The organism is Gelatiniphilus marinus (genome assembly GCF_042684345.1).
GTDB lineage: Bacteria > Bacteroidota > Bacteroidia > Flavobacteriales > Flavobacteriaceae > Gelatiniphilus > Gelatiniphilus marinus.
This window is the reverse complement of the sequence record NZ_JBHULK010000001.1, coordinates 884,835-908,554: the sequence shown is the minus strand read 5'-3', so window position 1 is coordinate 908,554 and position 23,720 is coordinate 884,835. Positions and strand designations below refer to the sequence as shown.

General features: G+C 33.3%; 21 protein-coding genes. 20 read left to right on the top strand and 1 reads right to left on the bottom strand.

Going from position 1 to position 23,720, the window contains the following annotated elements; all coding sequences use genetic code 11:
* The first annotated feature begins 3 nt into the window (after positions 1 to 3).
* From menD to ACFSQS_RS03850, 3 genes are all read left to right on the top strand, one after another.
* A complete protein-coding gene (menD, locus tag ACFSQS_RS03860; RefSeq protein WP_388014372.1) occupies positions 4 to 1,752 on the top strand; it encodes a 2-succinyl-5-enolpyruvyl-6-hydroxy-3-cyclohexene-1-carboxylic-acid synthase in 1,749 nt (582 codons plus the stop codon).
* Between the two features lie 167 nt (positions 1,753 to 1,919).
* A complete protein-coding gene (locus ACFSQS_RS03855; protein WP_388014369.1) occupies positions 1,920 to 2,258 on the top strand; it encodes a DUF2853 family protein in 339 nt (112 codons plus the stop codon).
* A 541-nt stretch (positions 2,259 to 2,799) separates the two neighbouring features.
* Positions 2,800 to 3,630, top strand: a complete 831-nt coding sequence (locus ACFSQS_RS03850) for a CvfB family protein (RefSeq protein ID WP_388014366.1) — start codon at positions 2,800 to 2,802, stop codon at positions 3,628 to 3,630.
* On the opposite strand, the gene ACFSQS_RS03845 is transcribed toward ACFSQS_RS03850, so the two are convergent.
* Positions 3,622 to 4,041 (bottom strand): hypothetical protein, encoded by a 420-nt coding sequence (locus ACFSQS_RS03845; RefSeq protein WP_388014363.1) that lies wholly within the window; start codon positions 4,039 to 4,041, stop codon positions 3,622 to 3,624. The genes ACFSQS_RS03850 and ACFSQS_RS03845 overlap by 9 nt on opposite strands.
* A gap of 1,058 nt (positions 4,042 to 5,099) precedes the next feature.
* On the opposite strand from ACFSQS_RS03845, the gene ACFSQS_RS03840 reads away from it, so the two are divergent.
* The 17 genes from ACFSQS_RS03840 (at position 5,100) to ACFSQS_RS03760 (ending at position 23,718) form a co-directional block, all read left to right on the top strand.
* Positions 5,100 to 5,297 carry a hypothetical protein gene (locus tag ACFSQS_RS03840; protein WP_388014360.1) on the top strand — a complete coding sequence of 66 codons (198 nt, stop codon included), beginning with the start codon at positions 5,100 to 5,102 and terminating at the stop codon, positions 5,295 to 5,297.
* Between the two features lie 30 nt (positions 5,298 to 5,327).
* Positions 5,328 to 5,999, top strand: coding sequence for a hypothetical protein (locus ACFSQS_RS03835; RefSeq protein ID WP_388014357.1), 672 nt, complete (start codon positions 5,328 to 5,330; stop codon positions 5,997 to 5,999).
* Positions 6,000 to 6,235: 236 nt separating this feature from the next.
* Positions 6,236 to 7,624: a tRNA uridine-5-carboxymethylaminomethyl(34) synthesis GTPase MnmE gene (mnmE, locus tag ACFSQS_RS03830; RefSeq protein WP_388014354.1), complete on the top strand. Its 1,389-nt coding sequence runs from the start codon at positions 6,236 to 6,238 to the stop codon at positions 7,622 to 7,624.
* A 130-nt stretch (positions 7,625 to 7,754) separates the two neighbouring features.
* Positions 7,755 to 8,207 (top strand): helix-turn-helix domain-containing protein, encoded by a 453-nt coding sequence (locus tag ACFSQS_RS03825; protein ID WP_388014351.1) that lies wholly within the window; start codon positions 7,755 to 7,757, stop codon positions 8,205 to 8,207.
* 7 nt (positions 8,208 to 8,214) lie between these two features.
* A complete protein-coding gene (locus ACFSQS_RS03820; RefSeq protein WP_388014348.1) occupies positions 8,215 to 9,309 on the top strand; it encodes a phage integrase SAM-like domain-containing protein in 1,095 nt (364 codons plus the stop codon).
* Positions 9,309 to 10,256, top strand: coding sequence for a DUF6617 family protein (locus tag ACFSQS_RS03815; RefSeq protein ID WP_388014345.1), 948 nt, complete (start codon positions 9,309 to 9,311; stop codon positions 10,254 to 10,256). Before ACFSQS_RS03820 ends, ACFSQS_RS03815 begins: the two co-directional genes overlap by 1 nt.
* Positions 10,257 to 10,416: 160 nt before the next feature.
* Complete coding sequence (locus ACFSQS_RS03810) at positions 10,417 to 10,716, top strand: helix-turn-helix domain-containing protein (protein WP_155087805.1); 300 nt, start codon at positions 10,417 to 10,419, stop codon at positions 10,714 to 10,716.
* A complete protein-coding gene (locus ACFSQS_RS03805; protein ID WP_388014341.1) occupies positions 10,713 to 11,009 on the top strand; it encodes a helix-turn-helix domain-containing protein in 297 nt (98 codons plus the stop codon). The genes ACFSQS_RS03810 and ACFSQS_RS03805 overlap by 4 nt, the downstream gene beginning before the upstream one ends.
* 49 nt (positions 11,010 to 11,058) lie before the next feature.
* Complete coding sequence (locus tag ACFSQS_RS03800) at positions 11,059 to 11,904, top strand: BT4734/BF3469 family protein (protein ID WP_388014338.1); 846 nt, start codon at positions 11,059 to 11,061, stop codon at positions 11,902 to 11,904.
* Positions 11,901 to 13,652: a DUF3987 domain-containing protein gene (locus tag ACFSQS_RS03795; RefSeq protein WP_388014335.1), complete on the top strand. Its 1,752-nt coding sequence runs from the start codon at positions 11,901 to 11,903 to the stop codon at positions 13,650 to 13,652. Before ACFSQS_RS03800 ends, ACFSQS_RS03795 begins: the two co-directional genes overlap by 4 nt.
* A 132-nt stretch (positions 13,653 to 13,784) precedes the next feature.
* Complete coding sequence (locus ACFSQS_RS03790; protein ID WP_388014332.1) at positions 13,785 to 14,102, top strand: helix-turn-helix domain-containing protein; 318 nt, start codon at positions 13,785 to 13,787, stop codon at positions 14,100 to 14,102.
* Positions 14,103 to 14,108: 6 nt separating this feature from the next.
* Positions 14,109 to 16,220 (top strand): Piwi domain-containing protein, encoded by a 2,112-nt coding sequence (locus ACFSQS_RS03785; RefSeq protein WP_388014329.1) that lies wholly within the window; start codon positions 14,109 to 14,111, stop codon positions 16,218 to 16,220.
* A gap of 9 nt (positions 16,221 to 16,229) precedes the next feature.
* Positions 16,230 to 16,964 (top strand): hypothetical protein, encoded by a 735-nt coding sequence (locus tag ACFSQS_RS03780; protein WP_388014326.1) that lies wholly within the window; start codon positions 16,230 to 16,232, stop codon positions 16,962 to 16,964.
* 3 nt (positions 16,965 to 16,967) lie between these two features.
* The gene (locus ACFSQS_RS03775) at positions 16,968 to 18,071 is read left to right on the top strand and encodes a DUF4238 domain-containing protein (RefSeq protein WP_388014323.1); all 1,104 of its coding nucleotides are present in this window, start codon (positions 16,968 to 16,970) and stop codon (positions 18,069 to 18,071) included.
* A 78-nt stretch (positions 18,072 to 18,149) separates the two neighbouring features.
* The gene (locus tag ACFSQS_RS03770) at positions 18,150 to 18,563 is read left to right on the top strand and encodes an HYC_CC_PP family protein (RefSeq protein ID WP_388053061.1); all 414 of its coding nucleotides are present in this window, start codon (positions 18,150 to 18,152) and stop codon (positions 18,561 to 18,563) included.
* A gap of 128 nt (positions 18,564 to 18,691) precedes the next feature.
* Positions 18,692 to 22,498 (top strand): efflux RND transporter permease subunit, encoded by a 3,807-nt coding sequence (locus tag ACFSQS_RS03765; protein ID WP_388014317.1) that lies wholly within the window; start codon positions 18,692 to 18,694, stop codon positions 22,496 to 22,498.
* Positions 22,495 to 23,718, top strand: coding sequence for a TolC family protein (locus ACFSQS_RS03760; RefSeq protein ID WP_388014314.1), 1,224 nt, complete (start codon positions 22,495 to 22,497; stop codon positions 23,716 to 23,718). The genes ACFSQS_RS03765 and ACFSQS_RS03760 overlap by 4 nt, the downstream gene beginning before the upstream one ends.
* Positions 23,719 to 23,720 lie beyond the last annotated feature (2 nt).

Sequence of the window (23,720 nt, the reverse complement as noted above, 5' to 3'; positions counted from 1 at the left end):
ACCATGAAACACCCAAAAATTCCGCTTGCACAAACCGTTATTCAGCTATGTAAAGCCAAAGGCATAAAGCATATTATAATTTCTCCCGGTAGCCGTAGTGCCCCGTTAACCATTGGGTTTACCAACAACCCGTTTTTTAAATGTTACAGTATTGTTGATGAGCGTTGTGCGGCATTTTTTGCTTTAGGCATTGCACAGCAATTGCAAGAGCCAACGGCTGTGGTTTGTACTTCGGGTAGTGCATTGTTAAATTATTACCCCGCTGTGGCAGAAGCTTTTTATAGCGATGTGCCGTTGGTGGTTTTATCGGCAGATAGACCCAAACATTTAATTGGGGTTGGTGATGGGCAAACCATAAATCAAAAAAACGTTTTTAAAAACCATATTTTATATTCGGCTAATTTAAAGTTGGATTTAGATGAAAAAGTTGAAGTTGAAGAGGAGTTGCCCATTTTTAAGAATTTAGAAAATAAACTTGAAACTTTATTGGGCTTAAAACAAGGTATCCAAGATTTTAACGAAACCGAAATTAATAAAGCTATAAATATTGCATTTTCTAAAAGCGGCCCTGTACATGTTAATATCCCGTTTGATGAGCCCTTGTACGATATGGTTGATGATTTATCGGTAAACCCGAAATCTATTTCTGCTGAAAACAAACCTTTAGAAATTGAAGACTCTATTTTAGAATCGTGCATAAACGATTGGAATGCGGCTTCAAAAAAAATGGTATTGGTTGGCGTTAATCAGCCCAATGATATAGAACAGCAATGGTTGGATATTTTAGCAAAAGACGATAGTGTGATTGTATTTACCGAAACCACATCGAATTTGCACCACAACGAATTTTTTCCGAGTATCGATAAAATAATCGCACCTTTAAAAGATGAGGACTTTAAAAATCTTCAACCCGAAATCTTACTCACATTTGGAGGCTTAATCGTATCAAAAAAGATAAAAGCATTTCTTCGCAAGCATAAACCAAAGCAACATTGGCATATCGATTTTAATAAAGCAAACGATACGTTTTTTAGTTTAAGCCAATGGATTAAAACCACACCAAATTACTTTTTTTCTAAATTTTTATCAGAAGTAAAAACAGAAGAAAGTGATTATAAACCGAATTGGAATACTGTAAAGTCGCTTAGAAATAATAAGCATAACACCTATTTAAAAGCGATTGATTTTAGTGATTTAAAAGCTTTTGAAATTATTTTAAACAACATTCCAAACCACACTATTTTACAATTAGGAAACAGCTCAACAGTGCGATACGCGCAATTATTCGATTTGGATAAAACCTTAAAAGTGTTTTGTAACCGAGGCACGAGCGGTATTGATGGTAGCACAAGTACAGCCATTGGTTGCGCCGTTGCCAACACAAAGCAAACCACTTTAATTTCGGGCGATTTAAGTTTTATTTACGATAGTAATGCGCTGTGGAATAATTATATACCTAATCACTTTCGAATTATTATTATAAACAATCAAGGTGGCGGTATTTTCAGGATTCTTCCCGGGCAAAAAAACACAGAGAATTTTGATAGATATTTTGAAACTAAACACCAATTAACTGCAGAACATTTATGCAAAATGTATGGTTTTGAATACGAATCGGTTTCGAATGTATCAGATTTAAAAAACAGTTTAAACTCATTTTATTCGGAAAGCGATCAGCCAAAACTGTTAGAAATTTTTACACCCAAGAATTTGAATGATGAAGTGTTGCTTCACTATTTTAAGTCTATTTAGATTTCCGCCTTCGCGGGAATGACTCCCAACGCTTTGTGAAATGCAAACCCCAAGGCAAGCATCGAGGATTTTTTTCGATTAAAGTGACTTTCTGTAATTCTGCGTGTCTAAAAAAATAGTTATCTTTAAAACGTATTTTTATAAACCCTTAAAAAAACTATATTATTATGAGCAAAAGAGACGAGCTTATTGCAAAATATGCAACAGATTTAAAAGACAAATGTGGTGTTGATGCCGACATGGATTTATTAACCAAAGTTACTATTGGTTGCGGGCCATCTATTTACAATGCAGATTCTGCAACAGTTTCCGGATCGGACCAGACAGAACTGGCCACCGTTAAAAACAATTTCTTAATTAAAAAATTAGGGTTGAGCGATGGCGCTGATTTAGATAAAGGTATTCAAGCCGTTATGGACAAATACGGTCAATCCAACAGAAATAAATACAGAGCGGTTGTTTATTATTTATTGGTTAAACATTTTGGTAAAGAGTCTGCTTACTAATATTTGCAGTTTTACATATTTTAAAAAGCGTTGCAATTTTGTAACGCTTTTTTTGTGCCTTACCCAGAACTACAAAAAGGTAGTTCTGACCTCTCTTAAGCAGTGGTAAATAGGAGACCCAAAGCATAGTTTTCGGGGAGTTATTAAGCTTGTAGCTGCGTTTTGAGACTCCATTCCTGCCCTCATTATTTCTGCAGATTGATGTTTTCGACTTTGTCGAAATTTAAGACTTTACTTTTTAATGTTTTTAGTTTAATGTTTGTTTTAAGTTTTCACAATTCTTTACAAATAGATAACTTACTGCAAACTGATTACTGCCAACTGCTAATTGTTGCGCAAGGGATTGAACGGTTCGACTGCGCTTACCGCAGGCTAAATGTTTGAGCTCGCCGACGCAGGAGGAAGCTAGTAGTGAAAGCCCGACCTGTTACCCTGAGCGTAGTCGAAGGGCAAGGTTGCGCCAAAAAATAAACTATAAATTACCGATTAAGTTGCGCCTTGTAAACTACTACCGCGGATTAAAAATTGTTACCTTTGCCGCATGATACATTTAGGACAAATAAATACTTTGGAAATACTGCGTGAAACGGACCATGGCGTGTATTTAATTGATGATGAGGACAACGAGGTTTTGTTGCCCAATAGATACGTTCCGGAGGCTTTTAAAATTTGGGACAAGATTGATGTTTTTGTGTATTTGGATAATGAGGAACGACCGGTTGCATCAACAGATTTTCCTTATATTACGAAAGGCGATTTTGCGGTTTTGCGCTGTAATCAAGTTACAGAGTACGGTGCTTTTTTGGATTGGGGTTTGGTTAAGGAATTGTTTTGTCCGTTTAAAGAACAGGCCTTTAAAATGAAACCCGGTGGCTGGTATTTGGTGCATTGTTATTTGGATGAAAAAACCGATAGGCTAGTGGCATCGAGCAAAACAAATCGGTTTTTGGATAATAAAGAACTTACGGTTGCCGAGTTTGATGAGGTGGATTTGATTGTGTCGCATCCATCGGATATTGGGATGAATGTAATTGTAAATAAAAGGCATTTGGGCCTGATTTACAAAGATCAGGTTTTTAAGGATATTAGTGTTGGCGACAGATTAAAAGGTATTGTTAAAAAAATACGCCCCGGCAATAAATTGGATATTGCTTTGGGGCAAATAGGTTATAGAAACATTGAGCCCAATGCCGAACGCATTATGCAAGAACTTGATGATAACGACGGGTATTTAAACCTGACCGATAAGTCGGATCCCGAAGCCATAAAAGAGCAGCTTCAAATGAGTAAAAAGAACTTTAAAAAAGCCGTTGGGAGTTTGTACAAACAGCGTTTAATAGAAATAAAGCCAGACGGGATTTATCTAGTTTAAAGAAAAAGACGAACAGTTTTTTACTTTGTGGTACACACTGTTTAAAGCGTCTGGGATGCTATTGAAACAAATATCGTCAGAGAGGCAGAACATGTTTTCTGTTTCGGCATTCATCTTGCCCGCAAGGTTGTAGCTAACCACACCGTAGCCACATAGGTTTCTTGCTTTTTTCCTGAACAGTTCGGCATCCAAAACCTTTACAGAATACGAGTTTGTACGGTTGGCGATAACGCCAAAGGGTTCCGAGGTGCCGAAAAAGGTGTGCAGTTCATCAAATATTTCTTCGGAATTGTTAATGTCTACATGGACGCCCTCGTTAAACTCGACCACGGCGATACGGTTAAAAAAGTAGATGTTGCCCAAATCTTTTTGGACGGATTTAATAATGTGTTTTGAAAAATCAGACTCCATAATTTTCATGTTGTTGCAAATCTTTCCCTCGTTGCGCTAGGTGGATTAAAATTAGTACTGTTTTGGTTTACTGTAAGTTAGACACGGTAAATAACAAAAAGTCACAGTCACCAAAAACAGGTGTGCAAATATACTATGCGTACATAATATATTTTTACACTACAGATTTTTTTTTTTTTGTAAAAATCAATGTTTTTTGTGGTTTACATAATAAAATGAAGCTATTCCACCTTTTTAGTAGATAAAATTCAAAGAATTTTGAGCAATGTTGTGTTTTTTGTAAACCTTCAAAAAAGCAGGTTGGTTTTTTTGATAAAATAACTTTTAAAAACATATCAGATATTTATTTTTGGTTTATTTAATTGAAAAAAAACCTAGAGCCGGCGTCGAGTTTCCCGTTGAGATATTCATTCTCGAAAAAGCGGGGATTTAAGTTGAAATATTTGTTTTTTGCCAAAAGCCAAAATAAAACTAAAGAAACCCCAGCTGAGTGAAGCATGCCTCGTATACTTATATCGAGAAATAGGTTGATTTTAAAGGTGTGCCTTTAATAAAACAGTTCTATTGAAAAAATTCATTGTGGCATTATTCTTTTTTTTAACTTAAAAAACTGTATAAACAATAAAATAAGTATTGTATTTGTAGTATAATAAATCTTTCATTATATTTATATTTTTCTTATAAAAATTTGTTTATTTCATTTTTTTTTTTTTTTTCTTTACGTAAAAAAATAAATTATGTACTTAGATAAGAAATATTTTATGGTTTTTGTATTTGTGATTAGTTATAATTTTAATTTCTCACAAAGCAGCTATAGTGGTAACATTCAATATTAAATGTTTAGTTCTTTTGAAGAATTTTATTTAGGTACTTATACGCTTAATGCCAATATATTTTTTAGTAATGGGCCACTTAGTGTTAGTCATTACTATTTTGAAAAAGGTACTGGCGGGGTTGGGATTACATATTCTTATATCGCTCATAAGCATTTCACGAGGATTAATAGCTACCCGCAAACAATATATTATGACCAAAGCCCTTCTTGTCCAAATTATAATATGCCCTGCAACATAGTTGGACACGGGCCAAATTTAGTGCCAGATGGCGCAGAGCGTCTTAGTGTATTTGCTAAATTTTGGTTTTCTATAGAACAAAGAGTAGCAATTTCAGGGGCTACCGTTACTTATCACATGCATTTTGATGGTATTGGAGGCGATATGCATTCAGTTAATGTTTATAATGGGAAGAGTTATTAAAAACAATTGTATAATAAATAATTAATAGTAATGAAAAATAGAACATTTAGTTATTACGTTGTTCTTTTATGTTTTATAGGTCTAATTTCCTGTAAAGACAATAAAGAAGTTTTAAGAGAGCCTGATGCATATTATCTAGAGTATTTAAAAAAAGCTTTTGAGGATAACAATATAGTTGAAACCCCATCTTTTAAAATAGATTATAGCAATTTTGAACTTGATGATAAACTAAGCCATGATGAGTTAATTTTTGAAATAGATAGTAAAGTACAATTACTTAAAAGAATATTGGAAACTAATAGGCAACAAGAGTTAGAAAGAGTCAATGTTTTAATAAAGGTCGTTAAAGAAAACAACTTGGAGCACAAAGAAGAGTTTTATGAGAAATTATTAAGAGCAAAGACAGATGACCAAAAGATTGATTTGTATGCAAAAGAGTTAAAAGAATTTTTTTCTAAGCTAGAAATTGCTAAATTGAAAAATGACCCAGATTTGTCTACTAAAGTTGCAAACGAATATTCCTATTTAACTGTTTTGGCTAAAGATGATAACGGTAATTACGTAAATAAAACAGGTTTACATGTCAAAGAAGGTCTAAATTATAGTATTGCTAAATATGATAAGGTTTACAATAAAAAACAAAATGCAACTTCAAGAAGCAAAAATTCAGTGGTATATGTAAATGGAGTACAGATAAAATAAGATGTGAAGCAACTAAGCGTAAACCAGTATCAATTAAGTATTTTCTTTTTTTGGTAGTTGTTTTTTTAAGAAACTCTAATTAAGCCAATTTTCATACAAAATCAATAAAAACAGAAGTTTTTGTTTTCTTTAATGAAACAAACTTTGTTAAAAATGCTATAATTAGCTAAAAATCAGTTTAAATATATTATACTTTGGTGTTAAGAATAGCAAAGCGTTTTTGTTATTTTTGCATCATGATAAATCAAGACACCATAGTGGCCTTGGCTACACCCTCGGGCGCGGGCGCCATTGCCATTATTCGAATTTCAGGCAAACAGGCCATTGGTATAGCCGAAAAACAATTCCAATCGGTTTCGGGCAAGCAATTAAGCAAACAGGCAACGCACACCATCCATTTGGGGCATATTATGGATGGAGACAGGACCATTGACCAAGTATTGCTGTCCATTTTTAAAAACCCAAATTCTTATACCGGTGAGGATGTAGTCGAGATTTCTTGCCACGGCTCCAATTATATCCAACAGGAAATTATTCAATTATTTTTACGACAAGGTTGCCGAATGGCCACTGCGGGCGAGTTTACCTTACGGGCCTTTTTAAACGGCAAACTGGATTTGAGCCAAGCCGAAGCTGTGGCCGATTTAATTTCTAGCGATAACGAAGCCGCACACCAAATAGCCATGCAACAGATGCGCGGTGGTTTTTCGAGTGAAATCGCTAAACTTCGCGAAGAACTTTTAAATTTTGCTTCGTTAATAGAATTGGAACTCGATTTTGCCGAAGAGGACGTGGAATTTGCAGATCGCAAGCAATTTAAAGATTTAATCGAACGTATTTCCATAGTCTTGAAGCGACTCATAGATTCCTTTGCTGTGGGTAATGTGATAAAAGAAGGAATTCCAGTGGCTATTGTTGGCGAACCTAATGTTGGTAAATCTACTTTATTAAATGCTTTATTAAATGAAGATAGAGCGATAGTATCTGAAATTGCTGGAACCACGCGCGATACTATTGAAGACGAAATTTCAATTGGAGGCATAGGATTTAGATTTATAGATACTGCAGGAATCCGTGAAACCGAAGATGTTGTTGAAAGTATAGGCATTAAAAAAACCTTCGAGAAAATCGATCAAGCTCAAGTGGTTATTTATTTGTTTGATGCACATGATTTTAATGATAAGAGTTCGGTTTTAAAAGTAGAATTAGAGAAAATTAAAAACAAATACCCCCAAAAACCTCTTCTTGTAATAGCAAATAAGATTGATAAGGTAGATGATGTTTTAATAGCTAAAATACAATCTGAAATTCCAGAGATTAAATTATTATCAGCTAAATCTGGCTTTGGCATAGAGCAATTGACGAATTCACTTCTCGAATTAATCAATACCGGATCGCTAAGAAATAATGAAACCATTATAACCAACTCACGACATTATGACGCCTTGTTAAAAGCCTTTCAGGAAATTCAGAAAGTTAAGTATGGTCTTGAAACAGGGCTTTCAGGAGATTTTTTAGCCATCGATATTCGGCAGGCATTATACCACTTTGGTGAGATAACAGGAGAGATAACCAACGATGATTTATTGGGTAATATTTTTGCTAATTTTTGTATAGGGAAATAACTTTCTTTCTTTTATTTGTTAATCCCTTGTTATTGTTGACTTTATAGTATTTTATCTTCTTTTATTTGTTGTTTATTTGCTCTTTTTTAATTAAATTTGTTGTATATCTGTTGCCTAAAATATAGAATTGTTGCCCATTTCTGTTGGCGAAGATATTGGCGAAATGATGCACCATAACGCACCACGTTGCACCATTACGCTACATAAAGCACCATTTATGAGCAGTAATTTATTCATTCCTAAAACTTGTAAGCATTGCGGTAATGCCTTCACAGCACGTACAACAGTTACTAAATACTGTGGCGATACTTGTGCAAAAAGAGCCTATAAGGCACGCAAACGTCAAGAAAAAATCCAAGCTACTCTTACTAAAGATATGCAACAGCAAAAACAAGTTGTTGAAGTTCACAATCCTAATGCTGTAAATAACAAGGATTTTTTAAGCGTAACAGAAGCTTCACAACTTATTGGAGTAAGTAGATGGACCATTCAAAGAATGATACAACAAGGACGTTTAAAAGCAGTTCCTTTTGGTAGAAAGCGTATTGTGGCCAGATGGCAAATAGAAAACCTTTTTAATTAATTCCATTATGAAAGTAACATTAAGACAACGCAAGAAGAACGACAAAATAAGTCTGTATTTAGATTACTATCATAAAGGCAAACGTAAAACAGAATACTTACGCTTATACCTTACACCTAATCCTAAAACCAAAACTGAAAGAGAAGTTAATAAGAAAACCAAACAATTGGCTGAAACTATATGTGCACAGCGACAAATAGAAATTCAAAATGGTATTTATGGCTTTCAAGATATTGAAAAGCTAAAAGGCAGTTTTATTACTTACATCACAGCTTTAGCAGAAAAGAAAAATACAAGCTCTGGCAATTATGGGAATTGGAATAGTATGCTCAAACATTTAAAAAAGTTTTGTCCAACTGATGTTAGTTTTCAAGACATAGACAAATCATTTGTTGAGCGTTTCAAAGAATATTTAGATAAAGATGCAATAGGTAGAGCAGGTAAAAAGCTGTCTCAAAATTCAAAATATTCGTATTTCGGTAAATTTTCAGCTGCATTAAAACAGGCGGTAAAGGATGGTATATTAAAAGTAAATCCTGCTAATGGTGTGGAGTATTTTAAACAAGGTGAACCTCAACGTGAATTTTTAACGCTTGATGAATTACAAAAAGCTGTTAATACAGAATGTGAACTACCTCTTTTAAAGAGTGCTTTTATTTTTTCTGCTTTAACCGGATTACGTTGGTCAGATATTGAAAAACTTATATGGTTAGAAATTCAGCACTCAAAAGAAATGGGATATTATATCCGATTTAGGCAAAAGAAAACCAAAGGTGTTGAAACCTTGCCAATATCAGACCAAGCAAGAGAATTATTAGGAGAAGAAGGGAAACCAGAAGAAAAAGTATTTCAAGGTTTACATTATAGTGCCTGGTCTAACTTGAAACTACAACAATGGATGATGAAAGCAGGTATTACAAAGAATATCACTTTCCATTGTGCGCGTCATACCTATGCTACTTTACAGCTTACTTTAGGAACAGACATATATACTGTATCAAAATTATTAGGTCATAAAGAATTAAGAACTACACAGATTTATGCAAAAGTAATTGATGATAAAAAGAAAGAAGCTGCTAACCGTATTCAACTGGATTTATAATGAAAGGAAGTATATTTTCAAGTTTGGTTTCAATAACCAATGGCTTACATAGAGATAATAGACAGGAAAAGGATTTTAAATACCTATTGTCTGATTTAAAATTGAATCCAAAAGCCAATAACGCTGTTTTTAAAGTAAACTTTAAAAAGCCTTTAAATGCGAAAAAGGAATACTACCAAAAGCTAATATTTAATGAAACAGAAAAGACAGTAGTATCATTTGTAAAGGAATTTCCTAAAAATGCTACAGTTCCAGAAAATAAATACAGCTTTACTATTCTGCTTAACAAATTTGATAAGTACTTAAATGACATTTCAACTTATATCAATAAAAGAGGAGTAACAGCAGATTTAAATAATGATGACAATTATATCATAAACTACTTAAAAGTATCTGCAATCCGTTTATATGCTGAACTGCAAGAACAATATGGACAGTTTTCAGAAAATTTAAACTTCACAATTTTAGAAATAGCTGAAAAGTATTTTAATGATACAACGTTTGACATTAACCAGATAGAAAAAGCGAACACAAAAAAAACAGTTATTAAAAAAGAACCGAGAGTTACAGCAAAACCAAAAACCTCATTTGGTTATAAAAACAAAGACACCTCAACCTTATTAACCGTACTAAAGCAATTAAACCTAAAAATTGATTTGTTAGATAATCGTTCAACTGTTGAGCAATTGCAAGAACTATTGTTATCTAAAGATTTTACAGTAGTAGATTTCCAAATTTATCTTCAATGCGAAACTACACAGTTTAGTTACCTCGTAACAAAACTTAAACCATTTTTCAATGGTTTCAATCCTACGGTAATAGAACGTTCTGGTAAATTTAGAACTAAAACAGATACACCTTTAAAAGCAAATAATCTTCACAAAAACAAAGTCCACAACCCAAAAGAAAAGGAAGAAATAGACAATATTATTCAACAACTGCAATAAAAAACAGTAAGAATAGTAAGAAACCTTACTGTTGTCTTACTCTTGCTTTACACTCTTACTAAAATAGGAAAGCCAATTTTAAACCTTTGTCCTGTTCTTGAAAACCAAGAATGACATTTGGCCAGATGTCCATTTACTATAAACTAAAATTTTATTAGTTATGGACGAAATATTAGAACGTCTCAAAATTATTGAACAACACGTTTTAGACAGAAACATTATTGTAAAAAACGTATTAAGTTTTAACGAAGCGTGTAAGTTTTTGGAATTATCACAATCCCATTTATACAAACTTACAAGCACAGGAACCATTCCACATTATAAACCGAATGGTAAGAAAATTTATTTTAACAGAGTTGAATTAGAACAATGGTTATTAAGTAACCGTGTGGATTCACAAGATGAAATCGAACAGCAAGCTGCCGATTACCTAATTAAGAAAGGAGCGGTAAAGTTATGACGGAGATAATCGATTTAATCTTGGCGCTCTCGCAAGATATTAAGGACTTAAAAGCACGTATCGAGTTGTTGCGACAATCGAGAGCAGAAGTATTGAAAGATACGTGGATTGACAATCAAGATGTATTGCAAACCTTACGCATTAGTAAGCGAACTTTACAAACATTTAGAACCAACGGAATATTGCCTTACAGTAAAATAAAAGGCAAGTTCTATTACAAAGTTGCTGATATAGAGCAATTGCTTCAAGATAATTATTACAACCATAATTTCAAATACAATGGAGGTAAATAGAGAAGCAATATTAGAAAAAACACATTATGGTTTAAAGATTTATGCTTATGTGTTGAGACAGTATTATCCTAATCAAACAGTCCTTTCTTTAAAAGGAAGGGACTGTGGGATAACTCGCAATCCGTTTAACGGTGGTAAAGAGACCTTACGTATTCATATTGATGGTGTTATTGCAACGCATAGAGATACAGAATTAGAAGACTTTAAAGGTGATGTATTCGATTTTGCACAATACCATTTTAGAATAACCAATGAACAGGAATTATTTCAAAAGATAAATCAAGAGCTACATCTAAATTTAGAGATTCAGGAGAAAGACGAATTAGAATGGCTTAATGAACCTGACGATTCCTGGTATGCAAACTGTAGCTTTTTCAAAGCACCTGTTCGCAATGTGTTTCCTACGGAAACTATGCGATTGCATCAAGTATTTGAATTAATCACAAGTGATAAATACAAAAAGATAACCGAAGATTTAAGATTAATTACAGATGTAAAAGAAGCTCGTAAATTCAAAGCGAATCACTTTGATTACGTAACCTTTTCAGGAACTTTTGAAAAGCGTAACGATAGTAACTTGTTACAGCATTCTAACCTATTAACTATTGATTTTGACCATTTAGATAATCTGCAAGAGTTAAAAACACAATTGTTAAACGATGAATATTTTGAAACCGAAATGCTTTTCATTTCACCATCTGGAGATGGCTTAAAATGGATTATCAGGATTGATGTTTCAGAAGTGACACATTCAGAGTATTTCACAGCGGTAGCAAATTACATAAAACACAATTATAACATTGAGGTTGACCAGTCAGGTAAAGACGTTTCCAGAGCCTGTTTTTTACCATACGACCCAACAGCCTTTTTACATAAAAGACATCAAACATTATGAGCAAAATATTTAACCCAAAAGATTGGTTAGAAGTTCCAAAAGAACAACAAAAACCAACAAGCAACAAGGCAACAACAAATGTTGTTGCTGTTGCTAATAGTGATATAGAATCCTATATTACAGCAATTGAACAATCTGGTATAGACATAACAGGTAATTATGCTACTTGGCGTGATTTAGGCTTTGCTTTAGCTGAAGAATATGGAGAATCTGGTAGAGATTATTTCCACCGAATAAGTAAAAATTATTCAGGTTACGATGTTAAAGAATGTGATGAACAATTCAATAAATGCCTAAATGCAAAAGGACACGGAATAAGTATTGCAACTTTTTATCATCACGCGCATCAAGCAGGTATAAAACCGATGAAGCAACATTACAACAACGAGATTGCTACAAATGTTGCAACCGTTGTTGATGCACCAGAACAAACAATGCCAACAATACCAGAAAAGGTATTTGACACATTACCGCAGTTTTTACAACAAGTTGTAAATCCTGCAAGTAGTCAGGAAGAAAAGGACATTTTATTATTAGGCGCATTAACAGCATTTAGTGCTTGTTTCCCAAAATTATTTGGTATTTACGACCAAAGAAAAGTATTCAGTAATTTATACTTATTTGTAACTGCACCAGCTTCGGCAGGTAAAGGCAGACTTAACCAAATTAAAAATTTGGTAGACCCTGTGCATAAACTAAAGCGAGAACAAGCAAAAATATTAAAGCAACAGTTTCAGTCAGAAACAGCTACTTATAATATGAACAAGGGCAAAGATGAAAACTTGGAAAAACCAAGTAAACCGCCAGAACGAATGTTGTTTATTCCCGCCAATAATAGTGTAACAGGTGTATATCAATTAATTTCAGATAATGAAGGTAAAGGATTAATTTTTGAAACCGAAGGTGATACGTTAGCTCAAGCCTTTAAAAGTGATTACGGTAATTATTCCGATGGTTTTCGTAAAGCATTCCATCACGAAACCATAAGTTATTATCGTAGAACTGATAGAGAATATGTAGATATTGAAAAACCTTGTTTATCTACAGTTTTATCTGGTACACCTAAACAAGTAGCGACTTTAATTCCTAATGCTGAAAATGGATTGTTTAGTCGTTTTATGTTTTATTATATGAATATCAAGCCGACTTGGAAAAATGTATTTAAAAACAACAATAATGTAGGTTTAGATGATTATTACAACCAATTAGGTAGTGAGTTTTTAGGACTGTATAAAACGCTTAAAAATAATCCAGAGATTGAAATTAGGTTAACCACAGCTCAACAAGAGCAATTCAATACGTTTTTTGAATCCTTACAAACAAAATACATCAATCTACAACCAGAAGAATATATTGCTACCATTAGGCGGTTAGGCTTAATTGCATTTAGGATTATGATGCTTTTTACAGCATTTCGTATTATGGAAGATGGTGATGTTAATGCAACTAAAGAATGTGAGGATATTGATTTTGAAAATGCGCTCATAATTATTTCGATTTTAGTGAAACATAGTAGTAAAGTGTTTAACGACTTACCAATTGAGCAAAGGACAGTAAAACGTTTAAACAGAAAAGAACGTTTTCTGGAAAGTTTACCAAAACAATTTACCAGACAAGATTATTTAGATTATGCCACTAAACAGAGCATCCCACATAAAACAGCAGAAGGCTATATTACCAAATTTGTAGAAGCAGGTTTAATACACAGAGAAGCACACAATAATTATTCAAATCCTGCAAAAACATAATTCAGGATTTAGAGGATTTAAGGATAAAATTGATAGGACTTCCTTAAATCCTTAACTTCCTCATTCCCTTGTTAATAACTGTTAATATCTTTTTCTTACTTCTTTCTTTCCTTTTCTTAAATTAGACAAAATTTGACAAGTCTAAATAATTCTATTATGGTGTTTGGAGAGTACATACGTTCATTGCGTGAAAAACGTAATTTACTATTAAGGGAAATGGCTGCAAACCTAAATATGGATGTTGCCTATTTAAGCAAAATAGAACGTGGAAATCGTATAGCAAGACGCGAACAAGTAGTTGCATTTGCTAAAACTTTAAAAGAAGACGAGAACGAATTAATTAAGCTATGGATGTCAGAACAAATAGTACTAATGCTAAAAAATGAAAAAGAGCGTACGGAAATCCTCAAAATAGCGGAAGAAAATTTAAATAGATTGACAAAAAAATAATAGTCTATGCAAGAACACCTCAAAACCAATATACTTAACTTCAAATGGCCCAATAGTACGCCTACAATATTTTTAGCGTTAGAGGATATTGAAGGAGACCACCCAATCCATAAATCAAAGTTTTCTAAACAAATATTAGAGGCGTTTCCTGAAACAGATTTATCGCAAACAGACGAAATTTACACCTCTTTTACTGATGAAATACCTAACGCACCAAGTATTAAACTAAATTTAGTAGATGGTAGGGAATTAAGAATCTACAAGCAATATTTAAAACATCAGTTAAGAACTTATTTTAAATCTAAAGAATATATAGTTGTCAAAAACTTTGTAGGTGATGTACAGGTTTGGATGCCTTCCAAAAAAGGGAATACAGAGCATTATAATTTGTATTATAAATTCTCATTTAAAATACAATTTGCAAAATTAACCGACTTACCAGAACTTATTGTATCGTACGATGGCACATCAAAAGTCCTTACAACGTCTGTTAAGGATATTGAGGATTCGGAGGTAATAAAACGTTGCGTATATGGACAAACTATTTTCAATTATCAAATGAACCTCGACACAGAGGAAAAAGAAGAATTTTACAATACTATTGAGTTTGATAAAGCATTCCCAATTTTTAGTTTGCCATTAGCCAGAGCGTTAAACATACCTATTGAAGAACCATTAAGACCAGCTAATAAATACCAAAAGTATGTTGCGCTCATTAATAATTTTGCAACCAACTATCTATTTAAAGAAAATTTTAAAGCCATTTTTCCGTTTAAAAACGATGCATTTATAGATGTGCCACTCAATCGTATCAATCACATTGACCCACAATTAGGTTTGTTAGAATTTGGTAAAGACCAATACGGTAATAAAAAAACCCATTTAGTGCCTAAATTGGCAATGAATAACCTTAACCCATACAAACGACCAAACAACCAAAACATTAAGTTTTTCTTTGTGTACCATACTTCACATAAAGAAGCAATTAAAACCTTTTACAACAACCTTAAAACTGGTGTTACAGCGGATAAAAAATATTTTAAAGGGATTGAGGCTTATGTAAACATTAAGGCTTCAACTTCTAAAGAGCATTTTATAGAGTTTACCAACGAAAGTGACCCAATTCCAGAAATTACAGAAAAGTTAGAAAACCTTTCATTCGACCACGATACTGTACGTTATGCAGCTTTCTATTTAAGTCCTTTCGATAAGTTTACACCAAATCCAGAAGACCGAGAAATCTATATTCAAATCAAAGAACTATTTCTAAATGAAGGCATTGTTACACAGGTTGTAGATTATGAAAAAATGGTGGTTAATATCGAGAATCAATACAACTTCCAATTCTCATTACAAAATATGGCATTGGCAATTCACGCCAAATTAGGTGGTGCACCTTGGAAGCTCGCAGTAACAGATAAAAAAGAATTAGTAATAGGAGTTGGTGCATTTACAAATCAAGGCGAAAACAGACGTTACATCGCAAGTGCCTTTAGTTTTCAAAACAATGGCTTGTTTAGAAAGTTTGAATATTTTGACCAAACCGAAACAGACCTTTTAGCAGGTAGTATATGTAAAGCCATAAGAGATTTTACATCGGTTGCAGAAGCAGATAAAGTAGTGATTCATTTTTATAAAGAAATGAGCTATGAAGAATTACAACCTATTATTAAAGGGATGCATACTTTAGGCTTAAAAGTACCCTTATACATTCTAAACATTAATAAAACAGAAGCAGAAGATATTATTGCTTACGACCTTAATTGGAATAAAAAACTAATGCCAGTAAGTGGTACATACATTCGTATAAACGAAAACCAATTTTTGCTATTTAATAATGCACGTTATCTCAATTCACAACGCTATGCAGATACAGATGGCTATCCATTTCCAATAAAAATTAAAATAAGTAGTCCAGATGAAGATGCTTTTGAAGATGCAGATGTAGTGTTAGAATTATTGACACAAGTATATCAGTTTAGCAGATTATATTGGAAATCGCTTCGACAACAAAATGTACCAATAACAATAAAATATCCAGAAATGGTAGCACAAATAGCACCACGATTTAATAATGGTGTTCCAGATGATGCTAAAGATGCTTTATGGTTTTTATAAAAGAATGATATGTCAAGATTAAGAAGAAAAGAAACACTTGCATCTATAATGGGTTTTGGGTTTATCCATTTTGAGTTCCATTTAATTGAAGATTATATGAATCATATGGAAACTCATTTTGAAATGGAATTGAAAAATATTGAGGTCGAATATGATAATTTTCAAAAATCTAAAGAAGAAGATAAATCGGAGTTTTCAGAAGAATATTTAGACCATATACAAGATTCCTTTATTGACAATGTTTTTATGTTTAATGATGTTTATATCAAAAATTATAGAAATGCTCAAATCATACAACTGTATTCTTTTTTTGAAGATGTTTTAAAGCGTGGTTGCGACAGGTTTGCATCTTATAAACAAACAGACTACAGAGTAGATGACTTAAAAGGTAATAATGATATTGATAAGGTAAAGAAGTTCTTAAAGCAGTCAGCTAAAGTTGATTTTTCGGTACTCAATCCTGAATGGAGTTTTATCGATAATTTTAGACAAGTACGTAATTTAGTTGTTCATCATAAGGGTATAATTAAAAACAACGATACCGTCAATAATAGTGATAAAAAGTTCAATAATATTAAGAGTTTTAGCAAAGGTCGGTTTACGCTAAAGGAATATGTGTCTTCACAAAATAGATTCGAAATAGTACTTGATAATCCACAGTTTTTTAAAGAGATAATAAACAACATCGAAAGTTTATTAGATAAAATAGGTAGTAAGGAAATGCCTTTAAACAAAGTAAAATAGAGTATGTCAAACCCTATAAAACAACATTATATTCCACGTTCATATTTAAAGAACTTTGGTATTGAAGGTAGAAAAAGAAACTATTTTGTTGATGTTTACAAGTTAGATGATGATATATTATTAGAACAAATAAGTACAAAAGATATTTGTTTTGAGAAGAACATTTATACAATACCGGCACAATCAGATGAGGTTAAATATGCTTTAGAAAAACATTACGCTGAAAATGTAGATAGTGAATTTCAAAAGGTCTATTCCCTGCTTATTGATGAAAAAGCTTTAACGGTAACCCAAGAACAAAAAGTACAGATACTCTACGTTTGTCTCTCACTATATTTTAGAACACCAAGAATTTTAAATCTTCAACGGAGTATGAATAATCAAATTTTTGATAAAGCGGCTCATACAGCAGATGAAGAAGGAATGATAAAAATGAACTTATATGGTGAAAAAATAAAGTTTCACATTGATGATATTGAAGCTGTAAAAAAAGAACATAACGAACGTTCAAGAACGGTTTTTTTAGTAAACCATTTAGAACAATGGGGGAATTTTGTAAAATATAAATATGACTGTACTATTAATGTTATAAAAATTAATGATGCGAATGCACCTCTCATAACTTGCGATAATCCTGTATCCATCAGGCATTTTGAAACAAATCGTTTTCAAGGGTTATATGACCCAAGAGCAGTAATAACTTTACCATTAGACCGCTCACATTATTTAGAAATTCATCCTAATGACTATGCAGATGGCCAAACAAGAATTAATCGTCTTACACAAGATAGAGACTATGTATTCACTACAAATGGAGTAACCCAACAGAATGCAGAAAAACTATTAATTGGTTATAAAGGCGATATTGATAAACATTTCGATATTCAAAATCATTATGAAAAACCAGAAAATGGTGAGGAATTTGTCAAAAAAGCTAAATACAGAGCCGAACAAGCTCTAATTCTATTTGAGATTTTAAAGAAAAAAGGTTTTGTTTCCAAAGAATTTATTGGTAAGCTAAAAGAGTTATTAGAACACCCTTATTGTAAGGATGACATACAAATGCTGAAGTATAAAAAAGTACTTTCTAAAATGGGTAAATGGTGATTTATCTAATTTTCTAACCACTAAACTTCTGTTAAACAAAATCAATAGTTGTTAAAATTTCGTAACTTTGTGTCACAAATGAAACAAATATTCCATAAAATAATGTCTTTAGCAATGGCTTTCGTAGTGTTATTTTCTACGTTGTCATTTACTGTAAATATGCATTATTGTGGAGATACTTTAGTGGAAACGGCTATTTTCCATAAAACCGAAGGTTGCGGAATGGAAATGGAAAAACCTTCTACTGATGGATGTTCTATTACCAAGAAAAATTGTTGCGATGATAAACAATTAGCAATTGAAGGTCAAGACGAACTTCAATTACAAGTTGACAAAATTACGTTTGAGCAACAAGTATTCATAGCGTCATTTGTTCATACCTATATTAACCTTTTCGAAGGTTTAGATAACAATGTGTCTTCTTACGAAGAATACAAACCACCACTCGTCATTAGGCAAATCTTCAAGATTGACGAGACCTATTTAATTTGATTTTTAAACAAAAACTGTGTTATCCTATGGCTTTATGCTATGTGGATAATTTGTTGCTTGCCTGTCCGGTAGGCAGGTATTCGTTGTCGTTGTAACATCAATGTCTAACTGTTTAATAATCAAAACCAATGCTAAATAAAAGCATCAAATTTTTAATAGAAAACAAACTCGTAGCAGTACTACTACTCGTTCTTTTCGTAGGATGGGGAACAGTAAATGCACCTTTCAATTGGGAACAGTCCCGATGGCTATCGGGATTACCAAGCAATCCAGTAGCTGTTGATGCTATTCCAGATATTGGAGAAAACCAACAAATTGTATTTACAAAGTGGGATGGTCGTTCACCACAAGATATTGAAGACCAAATTACCTATCCATTAACCACATCCTTGTTAGGTATTCCTGGAGTAAAAACCATTCGTAGTTCGTCTATGTTTGGCTTTTCAAGTATCTATATCATTTTTGAAGAAGACATAGAATTTTACTGGAGTAGAAGTCGTATTCTCGAAAAACTAAACTCATTACCAAGCGGCTTATTACCTGAAGGTGTTAATCCTGCATTGGGTCCAGATGCCACAGGATTAGGACAAATATTTTGGTACACACTTGAAGGACGTGATGAAAACGGAAACGTTACTGGTGGTTGGGATTTACAAGAGCTACGAAATATTCAAGATTACTATGTAAAATATGCACTATCCTCTGCAAGTGGAGTATCTGAAGTAGCTTCTATTGGAGGTTATGTGCAAGAGTATCAGGTCGATGTTAATCCTGAATTAATGCGACAATACAATATTGGTTTACATCATATTGTAAAAGCTGTTAAGGAAAGTAATAAAGATATTGGCGCACAAACTATTGAAATCAATAATGCAGAATATTTAGTTCGTGGTTTAGGTTATGTCAAGTCCATTTCAGATATAGAAAATGCAGTCGTTACTTCCGAAGATTATACAGCAATACGAATTAAAGATATTGCTAAAGTATCGTTAGGTCCTTCAGCACGCAGGGGAATTTTAGATAAAGAAGGAGCAGAAGTTGTTGGTGGTGTTGTTGTGGCACGCTATGGCGCCAACCCAATGGAGGTCATAACCAATGTAAAAACAAAAATTACCGAATTAAGTACCGGATTGCCCTCAAAAGTGTTGGAAGACGGACGTACATCGCAACTTACCCTTGTGCCTTTTTACGATAGAAGTGAATTGATTAAAGAAACCATTAGTACTTTAAGTGAAGCTTTAACATTACAAATTTTAGTCACCATTTTGGTTATAATCATTATGGTGTTTAATCTTCGAGCTTCGGTTTTAATTTCTGGGTTATTACCTGCAGCGGTTCTAATGGTTTTTATAGCTATGAAGTTCTTTGGAGTAGATGCAAACATTGTTGCTTTATCAGGTATTGCAATTGCTATTGGTACTATGGTCGATGTAGGTGTGATTCTTTCAGAAAATATTATAAGGCACTTGGACGAAAGTGAAAAGTTAAAAGTGAAGAATGAAAAGTTAGAGGGTGAAAGTGTAAATGTCATTCCGACAGAGGGAGGAACGAGCGACGAGGAATCTCATAAAGGATTAACAATAAATCAAATTGTTTATAACGCCACAGCAGAAGTATCTGGTGCTATTGTAACCGCAGTAATGACAACAATAATTAGTTTCATTCCTGTATTTACTATGATTGGTGCAGAAGGGAAATTATTTAGGCCATTGGCTTTTACAAAAACCTTTGCGTTAACAGCATCAATTATTGTCGCGTTATTTTTAATTCCACCGTTTGCTGCATTATTATTCAGAAAGAAAAGCATTAAAAACACTTTTAAAACTATTTTAAATGGTGTATTAATAGCCTTAGGAATCGTAGCAATAGTTTACGGTTATTGGTTAGGGTTAATATTGATATTTTTTGGGGTTATAAATTTTCATAGACAATTCAATTTTCTTCCCTTTGGAAAGATGTCGAAGGCAGATGGGCTTATTTCAGCATCTGCGATAGTATTCCTGTTAGCCGAATATTGGCGTCCATTAGGCGTTGATAAAAGCATCTTCTGGAATCTCATTTTTGTTAGTGTTATATGTTTTGGTTTATTAGGTGTTTTTTCGCTATTCATCAAATACTATACGCGTATTTTAAGTTGGTGTTTAAATAACAAATTATTGTTTCTATCTGTACCAACAGCTATTGTAATTGCAGGGTTTTTCATTATGAAGAACACAGGCAAAGAGTTTATGCCATCCTTAAATGAAGGCTCATTTCTACTTATGCCAACATCAATGCCACATTCTGGCGTAGAAGAAAATAAAAGAGTTTTACAGCAATTAGATATGGCTGTCGCCAGTATTCCAGAGATTGAAACGGTAGTTGGTAAGGCAGGAAGAACAGAATCAGCATTAGACCCAGCACCACTGTCAATGTATGAGAACATCATTCAGTACAAACCAGAATATATGCTGAATGTAGATGGAGAAAGGCAACGCTACAAAGTAAATGATGATGGTTTGTTTGAATTAAAAGATGGTCGTTTTATTGCAAATCCAAATAATTCTGAAAATGTTACTTATAGTACAGTTAAAAGGTCTCAACTAATTGAAGACAAAAACGGCGAATTCTACCGCAATTGGCGACCAGAAATCGAATCACCAGACGATATTTGGAATGAAATAGTTCGTGTAACCAAATTGCCAGGCGTAACCTCTGCGCCAAAACTTCAACCTATTGAAACCAGATTGGTAATGCTTCAAACAGGAATGCGCGCACCTATGGGAATTAAGGTGAAAGGCCAAGACTTAAAACAAATTGAAGCGTTTGGAGTACAATTAGAAAACATTATCAAGGAAGCTGAAGGTGTTAAAAAAGAAGCTGTTTTTGCAGACCGTATTGTTGGTAAACCGTATTTGTTAATTGATATTGATAGAGAGAAAATTGCACGTTATGGCATTTCAATACAAGATGTTCAGGATGTATTAAAAGTAGCAGTTGGTGGTATGGTTTTAACACAAACGGTTGAGGGTCGTGAGCGATATGGTGTTCGTGTGCGATACCCAAGAGAATTAAGAGCAAATCCAACAGACTTACAACAGATTTATGTGCCAGTTGAAAAAGGCAGTCCTGTTCCATTAAGCGAATTGGCAACCATTCGATATGAGCAAGGTCCACAAGTCATTAAAAGTGAAGATACCTTTTTAGTAGGTTATGTACTGTTCGATAAACAAGCTAGTTTTGCAGAAGTAAGCGTTGTTGAAAATGCACAAGCATTGATTCAAGAAAAGATAGATTCTGGGGAACTAATTGTTCCAAAAGGAATCAACTATGCATTCACAGGAACGTATGAAAATCAGTTACGAGCAGAAAAAACACTATCTGTAGTTGTGCCTTTAGCTTTGGCAATTATCTTTTTAATTCTGTATTTCCAATTCCGTTCAGTAAGCACATCATTAATGGTGTTTACAGGTATTGCCGTGGCCTTTGCAGGTGGATTTGTAATGATATGGCTCTATGGTCAAGATTGGTTTTTAAACTTCAATGTCGCTGGCGAAAATATGCGAGACTTATTTCAGATGCATCCCATTAATTTAAGTGTAGCGGTTTGGGTTGGGTTTATTGCACTCTTTGGTATTGCAACCGATGATGGTGTAGTAATGGCAACCTATTTAACGCAAACTTTTGATAGAAATACACCAGAGAATATAAAGGAAATTAGAGCGTCCATAGTAGAAGCAGGAGAAAAACGGATTAGACCTTGTTTAATGACAACAGCAACTACCATATTAGCATTATTACCAGTATTAACCTCTACAGGACGAGGAAGCGATATTATGATTCCAATGGCAATACCAAGTTTTGGTGGAATGTTAATCGCTTTAATCACCTTATTTGTTGTACCAGTTTTATATAGCTGGAAAGCCGAAGTTCAACTTAAAAGAGCATCAAAATGAAACATATAAAAACAGTCTTTTTTCTTTTTTCAATTCTCTTTTGTCTCAAAGGTAACGCCCAACAATTAGAAATTTTAATTAATGAAGCGTTGGAAAACAATCCCGAGATTCAAAAATTCGAGTTACAGTACAAAAGAGTTTCAGAAAAAGTAAATGAAGTCAATACGATTCCTAATACTGAATTTGGTGTAGGTTATTTTGTAAGCGAACCAGAAACGAGAACAGGAGCGCAACGCTTTAAAGTATCAGCAAAACAGATGTTACCGTGGTTTGGTACAATTACTTCACGAGAAAATTATGTGAGTTCGTTAGCCGATGCAAAATATGAGGACATTGTTATTGCAAAGCGAAAATTGATGGCTTCTGTATCACAATCCTACTATAATTTATACGCTAACAAAGCGAAACAAAGGGTGCTAACAGAAAACATTAAACTATTGGAAACCTATGAAACATTGGCTTTAACATCGGTTGAGGTTGGTAAAGCTTCTGCAGTAGATGTGTTGCGTTTGCAAATGCGTCAAAATGAAATGCAACAACTAAAAGATGTTTTAAGTCAACAGTTTTTAGCAGAACAAACTAATTTGAATAATCTTTTGAACAGAGAAAATGATGTTGCTGTTAGTGTGGTAGATAGTTTAATGATGCCGGCAGAAGACTTTGAAATCAATACTGCAAATTTAGCATTGCATCCCGAATTATTGAAGTATGAAAAACTCTACCAATCCATTGAACAATCAGAATTACTAAATCAAAAAGAAAGCAGTCCTATGATTGGTTTTGGGTTGGATTATATTAATGTTTCCGAAAGACCAGATATGAATTTTAGTGATAATGGAAAAGACATTGTAATGCCAATGGTATCAGTGTCAATTCCAATATTCAACAAAAAGTACAAATCTCAAACCAAGCAAAATGAGTTAGAACAGCAAGAAATAACAGCTCAAAAACAAGAACGATTAAACATTTTGGAAACGCTTTTAAGTAAAGCGATTAATGAACGAATTTCTGCAAGAATAAGTTATGCAACGCAAACCAAGAACTTAAAACAAGCCAAAGATGCAGAAGACATCTTAATCAAAAGCTACGAAACAGGAACGATAGATTTTAATGATGTTTTGGATATTCAAGAACTACAATTAAAGTTTCAAATGAACCAAATAGAGTCTATTAAGAGCTACTATGTGCAAAGCACAATTATTAATTATTTAATTCAGTAAAT